General features: G+C 44.1%; 6 protein-coding genes and 1 tRNA gene. 4 read left to right on the top strand and 3 right to left on the bottom strand.

Going from position 1 to position 7,834, the window contains the following annotated elements; genetic code table 11:
• Positions 1 to 348: 348 nt before the first annotated feature.
• Positions 349 to 1,704, bottom strand: coding sequence for a diguanylate cyclase (locus R7041_RS16265; protein ID WP_021035911.1), 1,356 nt, complete (start codon positions 1,702 to 1,704; stop codon positions 349 to 351).
• Between the two features lie 132 nt (positions 1,705 to 1,836).
• Between R7041_RS16265 and R7041_RS16260 the strand changes: the two genes are divergently transcribed.
• The gene (locus tag R7041_RS16260; RefSeq protein ID WP_182015931.1) at positions 1,837 to 2,442 is read left to right on the top strand and encodes an alpha-ketoglutarate-dependent dioxygenase AlkB family protein; all 606 of its coding nucleotides are present in this window, start codon (positions 1,837 to 1,839) and stop codon (positions 2,440 to 2,442) included.
• Positions 2,443 to 2,511: 69 nt separating this feature from the next.
• Positions 2,512 to 3,600 (top strand): DUF3541 domain-containing protein, encoded by a 1,089-nt coding sequence (locus R7041_RS16255; RefSeq protein ID WP_085569244.1) that lies wholly within the window; start codon positions 2,512 to 2,514, stop codon positions 3,598 to 3,600.
• 54 nt (positions 3,601 to 3,654) lie between these two features.
• On the opposite strand, the gene R7041_RS16250 is transcribed toward R7041_RS16255, so the two are convergent.
• Positions 3,655 to 4,863, bottom strand: a complete 1,209-nt coding sequence (locus tag R7041_RS16250) for a NupC/NupG family nucleoside CNT transporter (protein ID WP_017635515.1) — start codon at positions 4,861 to 4,863, stop codon at positions 3,655 to 3,657.
• 561 nt (positions 4,864 to 5,424) lie between these two features.
• On the opposite strand from R7041_RS16250, the gene R7041_RS16245 reads away from it, so the two are divergent.
• Both R7041_RS16245 and R7041_RS16240 read left to right on the top strand, forming a co-directional pair.
• Positions 5,425 to 5,508: transfer RNA gene (locus R7041_RS16245), tRNA-Leu, on the top strand.
• 32 nt (positions 5,509 to 5,540) lie between these two features.
• Positions 5,541 to 6,152 (top strand): DUF2913 family protein, encoded by a 612-nt coding sequence (locus R7041_RS16240; protein WP_005374167.1) that lies wholly within the window; start codon positions 5,541 to 5,543, stop codon positions 6,150 to 6,152.
• 78 nt (positions 6,153 to 6,230) lie between these two features.
• Here the strand turns inward: R7041_RS16240 and R7041_RS16235 are convergent, their stop codons facing one another.
• Positions 6,231 to 7,631 (bottom strand): tryptophanase, encoded by a 1,401-nt coding sequence (locus R7041_RS16235; protein WP_053307136.1) that lies wholly within the window; start codon positions 7,629 to 7,631, stop codon positions 6,231 to 6,233.
• Positions 7,632 to 7,834 lie beyond the last annotated feature (203 nt).

The following is a 7,834-nucleotide window of genomic DNA, read 5'->3' as shown; positions in this document are numbered from 1 at the left end:
ATATACTTGTGAACAATTTGTATTCACTAACAACGTCAGTTGGCTAGGTGACCCTCGGCTTAATAAGGGTCACTCTAAGTAAAGCACGATGCGTGCCAACTTTTAAAAAGCCGTTTTTTAGTAGATCCAGATGCATATCGTTGCTTTATTAACCATTAATTTCGCAAACTGCATTTGCAAAATGCAATATTATGCAAATATGCCACTTAATGCACTGCTAATAACGACTCTCTCAGCAAAGTGTCTGTGAACATATGAAGTCACATATTCTTGCACCTCAATGATGATGAGATTTCGGGCTCCCAACTTTACCATTCTTCTAACCCCTTATTGAAACTGGGTTCAGGCTCATCCGCCATGCTTTTGTTGATACATTCTCTCATCGGCTATTTTCATCATTTGCTCAGGAGATGACATTTTCGGGTCAAATATCGCGTACCCAATACTGGCTTTCAAATAGATAAGCGTTTCATCGTAAATGACGGGCGTCGAGCATAGCGCTAATCGAAGTTTTTGTAGAAGGGACTGAACATTTTCTTCCGTTCCAGGGTGATGGACTACAACTAAAAACTCATCACCGCCCATTCTGGCCACGATGTCTGATTTACGCAGAGAGCTTTTTACCCTTTCAGCCGTAGCGATTAAAACTTTGTCACCTGCGTCGTGACCATAGGTATCGTTAATGTGTTTAAACCTATCTAGGTCAATATTAATTAAGGCGAAGCTATAACGCTTTTTATAACGTTTCGCTATTTCGAACTGCTGCTTGTAAAACTTCATAAAATAGCGACGGTTTGGTAAATTCGTGAGTTCATCGTGTAAAGCTCTGTCATCTGCAATGGTATACAGTCGATAAATGGCGAACAGCGCGAGGCTAAGTGCGAATATAATGGGATAGCCGATTACTCTAGCTAAATGCAACTGATGCCAAGAGATTTGGCGATCAGCTTTGCCTCCAGAGAAAACCACCATACTCCACCCACCATAAGGAAAATGAACCATCTCTTTTGCATATACCATGCTATTTACACTTTGCGCGCCAAAGAAAGCATCACCAAATGAGCCACCGCTATCGTAACCACGGATCATTAAAGGGTAACGATACGAGAAATCAATTACGCCGGTTTCTCTCATCAGAGCATCGAAATCAATCACCGCACTGATCACTCCCCAGTAGTCCTGATTCATTGGAGGATCAAGAAAAACAGGCACACGCACGATCAAACCTCGGCCACCTTGGATCAATGTAACGGGCCCTGCGATGAAAATTTCTTGTACATCCTTGGCTTTTTGCACCTGTACCCACTGCTGTGGCACTGCGCGGTAATCAAGGCCGATTAGGCGCTCATTACCTTGGCGTGGAAATACGTGACTAATTACATCATTTTTCGCGATACCGATTATTGTAATATGTTTACTTTTATTTAGGATTCGGTGAGCGGCGATACTCAATTCTTCTTCTTGGTTTTTAGGAAGTAAAGTAATGAGTGTCGCTAAAGTACTGGCTTTGTAGATATCCGCCATAAGTACCGCTTCCAAATTGGAACGGAGAATGGAAAGTTGTTCTTTGGCCTCAACTTGAACTCGCTCTTTGTGAAGCTCTTGCTGGTTTCGATTTAACAGCTCAATAACCCCAATACACAAAGCGAAAAAGGTGAGGAAGAACAATGCAAAATAGCATCGCTTTCTGGGTAAATAACGCATTTTCTCCCCACAACTCGTATACAACTACGAGATTTTTTATTTATTGTTAAAATTCTTATTATCACAAGAATAACCAATCATAATCAGAAAGGTAACAGTGATTGACAACTTTTATGTTTTAGGTGTGAGATGATGCATCAACAAGGCGATTTATTTGGCGGCGATCTATGGCAAGAAGTAGAAAGAGGAGAACTTTATTATGATCCTCATTTTCTTAACCATCTTGAGGCGGATAATTACTTTGACCAACTTCGAAAGACACTGCCATGGCACCAAGAACACATTACTATGTTCGGCAAGTCAGTACTTCAACCTCGCTTACAAGCGTGGCACGGTGATGCAGCATATACTTACTCAGGCTTAACCATGCAGCCTCACCCTTGGACTCCTGAGTTAACTCAGCTGAAAGTGCGTTGTGAATCAGTTGCTGATGTCACTTTTAATTCTGTTCTCGCTAACTTATATCGACACGGCCAAGACTCAATGGGCTGGCACCAAGATAATGAACCAGAGTTAGGTAGAAACCCTGTTATCGCATCTTTGAACTTAGGTGAAACACGTCGATTTTTGCTTAGAAATTTACATTGTAAAACTGAGATTGAATACGAGCTTTCTCACGGCTCCTTACTGATTATGGCTGGCGAGCTTCAGCATCACTGGAAGCACTGCGTACCAAAAACCGCGAAAACCAAAGATGAACGTATCAACCTGACTTTTAGGCAAATTTTCAACTATTGACTCAGCTTTTACATTCTCAATTAATATTGATGGTAGGTTTAGGTTCAGGACTTCATAGGGAATGGATTTATGCGTATTAAACCTCTTAGCTTAGCGGTCTTACTCTCTTGCTCACTTACCTTTGCTGCTCAGGCATCACAGGAAGACGTACCGCTTCTCGATAATACTCAATCAGCGCAGTTGATTCGTAGTACCTACGAACAAGAACTGTTCACTCTCCCGGCGTTTAAAGAGGGCCATTTTGGCTTACGCATGTACCGCCAAACATTAGATGAGAAATATCACGCTGCCATTTGGACCGACATGGCACAAGTAGCCAGCCGGTTAAACCAATTTGCTAATGAAGTTGTTGAACCAGAAGACATCATTCTCTATTCATCTCAAAGGCTGACCACGTATCAAGAGAAAGAAACCGAACGAGGGCAGCGACGCTATACCGTGACTAAACACCATCCTGAGTACCTTTATCTTGGTGTGGATTTGCTTGGCGCAATGGCAAGAGCAAACGAATACGGCCTAAAGCATAAACAAGACAAAACGCTGAGAAAAATTATTAGGCGCTACGATTTCTCGCGTTACGTTACGGACAAAGAGATGATAGAGGCATGGGCAGCTCAGCTTGCAAACCAAGTCTACTGGCTTCGTCAGTTAGGAGAGCAAGATGTGGTCGAGGAATTCACTCAAACCTTCCGTGACACCTACCCCGACGATAAAGATAAGATGCTTTCAGCTCAGCAGTATTGGAACAAACTCTATGGTATGACGCACATCATCTTTGCCGATTCACAGTATTATCAGGAGCGAGTAAGCGAGAAGAAACACCAATGGATTTATGATTACTTTCGCAACAATATCGACACTATCCTACTGCGCGCCAAAGAAGACGTGATTGCGGAAGTCGGCATTTCGTTTTTGTTAGCAGGCTTGGACCATGATCCGGTCGTAAAGAAAACCCGCCAAGCCATTCGTCACGCAATCAACGCAGAAAAAGGGATGATTCCGTCGGTCGACGGTAACTTTGATCTCAAGTACGGCGAACACCGTAACGTACTAGCCATCATGCTGCTCGATTGGAAAGGGGTACATAAAGCGCCAACTTATCAAGAGCACCCAGAGGCTTTTAAATCGATACCTTACGGCTTAATGCCCAAGCCTTAGAAATAACAAAACCCGCCATTTAGGCGGGTTTTTAGTGTGTATCTTCAATCTAAATTAGAGAGAGATAAAAATGCCCGCTAAGCACGCACTCATCAGGTTAGCGAGTGTACCAGCAGCAACCGCTTTTAGGCCTAGACTTGCAACATCTTTACGGCGCTCAGGTGCCATCACGCCGATAGAGCCCAACTGAATCGCAATTGAGCCAATGTTCGCAAAACCACACAACGCAAAAGTGATAATAATTTGAGTATGCTCAGACAGTGTCGCTTTGTGCTGCACAAAATCGATAAACGCAACAAACTCATTCATCACCACTTTCTGACCAATGTATGAACCCGCAGCTAGGATTTCGTGGCTTGGCACACCAATCAACCATGCGAGAGGTGCAAACAAATAACCAAAAATCGCTTGTAGCGTTACGCCAGAGAAACCAAGTATCTCGCCCAAGTTTTCTAGCCCCGTGTTCACCATCGCGATAACACTCACGAAAGCGATAAGCATGGTACCAACAGCAACGGCAACTTTCATACCGCCCATGGCACCGCTTGCTAGCGCATCAATAACGTTACTTTCTTCTGATTTATCTAGCTCAATATTGTTGTAATCGCTTGGCGTTTGACGCTCAGGAACGATGATTTTTGCCATCATCAAACTACCTGGTGCTGCCATAAAGCTTGCCGCGATCAAGTATTTGAGGTCGACACCCAAACCAGCATAACCACCAAGCACACTGCCCGCCACTGAAGCCATACCACCAGCCATCACGGCAAACAGTTCAGAGCGAGTCATGTTAGAAAGAAATGGACGAATAAGAAGTGGTGACTCGCCTTGAGATAAGAAAATGTTCCCTGTTGCAACCAAAGACTCTGCTTTACTCGTACCCAAGAACTTCTGGATAGCGCCGCCAATAAATTGAATCACTTTTTGCATAATGCCCAAATAGTAAAGGGCGGAGATAAGAGCACTGAAGAAGATGATGATAGGAAGGACACGGATAGCGAAGATAAAGCCAGAAGAAGCGAGGTCACCAAAGAGGAATTTAATCCCTTCATCAGCAAAGCTGAGTAGCCCCGCGACACCATTACTTAAACTCGCCAGCGCCGCTTGACCCAACGGGAAATAGAGCACCAAAGCAGCAAACCCCATTTGTAGCATCAAGGCGCGAGATACAGTTTTCCAATTAATGGAAGAACGACCCTCAGAAAGTAGGAAAGCACAACCTAGCAGTGCAACAATACCAAATAGACTAAATAGAACACTCATGAGCTGGACCTACTAAACGTTGAAAAAGAAAAAAGAGCCAAAGGAATTGGCAGAAGAAAGGGACAACGCAGCGAGTGATAACTCACTTTTAGATCCAGAATGTAGACAGAACGAATAGTTCGACATCTTATTTTTACCTTATACAAGCAATTGAACGTAGCTGGTCCGGTCCGTGGGGTCATTCACTGCTGGCGAGCATGTTGCTTGGCCTGCTCCATGTGACGGCTTGTATGGGTAAGGGTCCTGAACAACTAAACCCTAATTCCCGCTTAAACGGGACGCAAGTATAGCCAACAAAAAGAGATATTCATCACATTTATTTACGCAAACGTTCAAGCGTTCAAAATTTAGGCAAAAGTACTCTTTTGTCGTCATACTATTAATAAAAGTAAGGGCATAAGGATAGGCGTTGATGGTAAAAAACATAAAAGTGACCAATAAATATGCAATCAAACTCGAAAGAGCCAAAATTCGTCATTTTGCTCTCGCCAACAGGTGGATTTTGGTTATACAATTCGCGTTGCTTCTTTCGAGGCCTCTGAGTATTCAGAGCATCATGATGCCGAGATGGTGAAATTGGTAGACACGCTAGCATGAGGTGCTAGTGCCTTTGGTGTGAGGGTTCGAGTCCCTCTCTCGGCACCATTATCCTTCTTCCCTAATTTTGTTCGAGTGTAATGCAAAGTTCTAAGCAGGCAAGACAGTCTACAGATGCTAATCAACTTCTGAGTGAGCTTGCGGTTCACGCTTTATTACACCTGCACTTTAAAATTCACGCGTCCTCGCATGGCCTCTCCCTTAAAGAACGTAATGACTTACTTCAGAAATGGCTGAAACCAAAACTGAAGAGTAATCGCTATAAGCTGATTAAAAAGCCGTTAAAATCTTTGACTCAGCAGGCAAAAGGTGAGAACGGAAATCTGGAAGCATTACTCGAGCGCTGCGTCGGTGCAGACAAACCCAGCAACCCTCAACCCGATCTAGATAGCTACTTGCTGCTGATCAACGAGATTGAGAAGAAACTGGGGACTACCGTGTTATTATCTCGACCGGAAGACGTCGACTTATCTCACGACCAACACGGCTGTTTGCTGTGTGTGCTTTCTGAGAACTTAAATCAGCACTTCGATGATAATAACGCCCTAATCGCTCCTATTTCGATGCTGTTCCGCGGACCAATGAGTCAACGTTCACTTTTTCTTGGCAGCATTTACGCCAGTGGTACCTTCAATTATGAAGTGCAGTATCAAGACGACCAGTTCGTTCGCATCACATTAGAGTTGGCGTAAGTGTAACGCTAAGAAATAAACGAATCGAAAAAGGCCGCGAAACTCGCGGCCTTTTGCTTATCTAGATTTAAACTTGAGTTAATCGATCTCTTTAAATCGAGCAGTAAAGTGGCGCAGCACTGGTGGCTCGTACTCGAAAGTGAGCCCTTTTAACTCATGTGCACGATTTTTCAGTTCGATAATCGCATCCGCAATGTAATCCATATGATCGTTTGTGTAGACACGACGTGGAATGGTCAAACGCATCAACTCAAGCTCTGACACTTTTTGTTTACCCGTTTCCGGATCTCGACCAAGCAGCAACGATCCTATCTCTACTGCTCGAATACCCGCTTCCAAGTACAAAGCATTACACAATACCTGCGCAGGAAACTGATCCGCTGGAATATGTGGCAAAATCTTAGCGGCATCCACAAACACCGCATGACCACCCGTTGGGTATTGAATCGGAATACCGCCTTCACGTAAGCGCTCACCTAAGTATTGAACTTGGCTAATTCTATAGTGAAGAAAATCCTCATCCGCGGCTTCATACAAACCGCGAGCGAGCGCTTCCATATCACGCCCAGCCATGCCGCCGTATGTTACAAATCCTTCCATGGGTACGCAGCGCGTCTGCACCGCCTGGAACAACTCCTTATGATCACGAATACAACACATGCCACCAATGTTTACCATCGGGTCTTTCTTAGCTGACATGGTGAGCATATCACCGTACTGGTACATCTCACGGATGATTTCCAGAATCGATTTATTCTCGTAACCCGCTTCACGCTGCTTGATAAAGTAGGCGTTCTCACAGTAACGAGCCGAGTCAATCACCACTGGAATATCGTACTTGGTTGCAATCTCGTACACACTGCGCATGTTTTCCATCGACACAGGCTGACCACCGGAGCTATTACAAGTAATCGTGGTGATAATTGCACAAATGTTATGCGAACCGTGCGCTTCAATTGTTGCCACCAGCTTATCGATATCAAAATTGCCCTTCCAATCATAAGGCGTAGTGGTGTCGAATGCTTCTTCCGTTACCACGTTAATCGCTTTACCGCCATTGAGTTCAATGTGACCCGCTGTGGTATCAAAATGGTAGTTCGAGATAAATACTGGCGTTTCGCCACCACGCACCTGACGCATACGCTCAATCAAAGCTGGGAACAAAATTTGCTCGGCACCACGCCCTTGGTGTGCAGGCACGGTGAGCTTATAACCGAAGAAGTGCTCCACTGCATCACACAGGTTGTAGTAATTTCGACTCCCCGCATAGGATTCATCCCCCATCATGATGCCAGCCCACTGATTATCACTCATGGCACCAGTGCCAGAGTCAGTCAGCAAATCGATATAAACATCATCACTACGAAGAAGAAATGGATTATAGCCCGCTTCTTTTAACGCGACTTCACGGTCTGCCAAAGTCGTCATTTTGATTGGCTCAACCATTTTGATACGGAAAGGTTCTGGAATACGTTTCATTGTTAATTTCCTTATACGCATTGCCCTACGCAGTTTCACGTAAGACTAAAAAACAAATAGATAGAATGCTTTTCAATGCGATTGCATTGAGGAAATCAACGAGAAGAGATTTTACTAAGAAGAGACAAGCAGTAGTCTAGGTTATACCAGAACGACAGCACCAAACGGCTATCGAGAATATCCTTTATTCTCATCGTCTTCGT

The sequence above is a fragment of the Vibrio sp. 1751 genome (genome assembly GCF_033339895.1).
Classification (GTDB): Bacteria; Pseudomonadota; Gammaproteobacteria; order Enterobacterales; family Vibrionaceae; genus Vibrio; species Vibrio alginolyticus.
The sequence above is the reverse complement of the archived record's forward strand: the minus strand, read 5'-3'. Positions and strand labels throughout refer to the sequence as shown.

Bases quoted from the DNA above. Each gene is read 5' to 3' on its own strand.
- R7041_RS16265 (WP_021035911.1), bottom strand. From the start codon at position 1,704: ATGCGTTATTTACCCAGAAAGCGATGCTATTTTGCATTGTTCTTCCTC.
- R7041_RS16260 (WP_182015931.1), top strand. From the start codon at position 1,837: ATGCATCAACAAGGCGATTTATTTGGCGGCGATCTATGGCAAGAAGTA.
- R7041_RS16255 (WP_085569244.1), top strand. From the start codon at position 2,512: ATGCGTATTAAACCTCTTAGCTTAGCGGTCTTACTCTCTTGCTCACTT.
- R7041_RS16250 (WP_017635515.1), bottom strand. From the start codon at position 4,863: ATGAGTGTTCTATTTAGTCTATTTGGTATTGTTGCACTGCTAGGTTGT.
- R7041_RS16240 (WP_005374167.1), top strand. From the start codon at position 5,541: ATGCAAAGTTCTAAGCAGGCAAGACAGTCTACAGATGCTAATCAACTT.
- R7041_RS16235 (WP_053307136.1), bottom strand. From the start codon at position 7,631: ATGAAACGTATTCCAGAACCTTTCCGTATCAAAATGGTTGAGCCAATC.